At 36.4% G+C, this 1055-nt stretch carries 2 protein-coding genes; both read left to right on the forward strand.

Going from position 1 to position 1055, the window contains the following annotated elements; genetic code table 11:
* The coding region (locus AC29Z1_RS17020; protein ID WP_488272639.1) for a hypothetical protein at positions 1-471 on the forward strand (471 nt) is incomplete at its 5' end.
* A gap of 149 nt (positions 472-620) precedes the next feature.
* Positions 621-947 (forward strand): phage antirepressor N-terminal domain-containing protein, encoded by a 327-nt coding sequence (locus AC29Z1_RS17025; RefSeq protein ID WP_488272640.1) that lies wholly within the window; start codon positions 621-623, stop codon positions 945-947.
* Positions 948-1055: the final 108 nt, after the last annotated feature.

The raw sequence follows: 1055 nt of genomic DNA on the forward strand, positions 1-1055 counted from the left end.
GCAGGAGTGTTTAATGATTTAGCGATACAACAAAAATCCAAGTTAGAATATCTAGATACACTGTTTAATGAATGGTATTCAAAAAGCAGTCTTCCAGATATTGTCTTAAAGGTATGGAGAACTATAAAACATGAAGCAGTTATATCAGCTCTATCAGGGTTTACAGAAATAAAACTAAGCAAGAGATTTCTGGCAAGAATAGCAGGTGTATCAGCGTCACAGGCGAATAGGATTATAAATTTACTCTGTTGTTTAGGTTTTTTACAAAAAGTTCCATCTAGCGGCGGAACAAAAGGAGATCGTTTTATTCTTTGTAATCCTGATTCAGAAAAGATAAACCTGCACTGGGAAGCTTTAAGTATTTGTTCGTTATATCAATTTAATCATCAACTTGTGTCAGAAAAATTAGGTCAAGATTTAGCTGATTCAGTATTCCGCCGTATCGGCGGTAGTACCGTAATGCGACCGTAATGCGTAGATAGACAGTTTGCGATAAAGCTTATTAAGTGAAATGTAATGGTTTTGCTTTCTATTATTGTGATTCTTGTATGAATAGTATCACAAATATAATAATAACACAAATAACTTTTATTTTCACCAGTTGGTTCTAATACCGCAATGTGTTTTGTACAACAGACTATGTACCAGTCAAACGTTTGTGCGAGAATTTGGGATTAGATCGTCCTACGCAACAAGTGAAGATTCAAGAAGATCGTGTTTTATCAGAAGGTAGTGGCATTATCCCACTACCCATTAAGGGAATATACGGCGTCACCCAAACGCAAGAAATGTTCTGCCTTCGCTACGATCTAATTCCGATGTGGCTTATCACGATTAAAGAGAACAAAGTTAAGCCAGAGCTTAGGGAAAAGCTTTACCTTTACAAGAAAGAAGCAGCTTGTGTCTTTAGAGGGAGTGTTATCAGCCATCCAAAACAATATTTGTAATGCTAGTCGATTGTTCTTTCTTATCTAACAGCTATACATTGACAAATTAGCAATCCGCAAAGCCTTGATTTTCAAGGACTCCCGAACACCACAAATAAAGGGTAAAGG

It is taken from the genome of Sporomusa sp. (assembly GCF_057736855.1).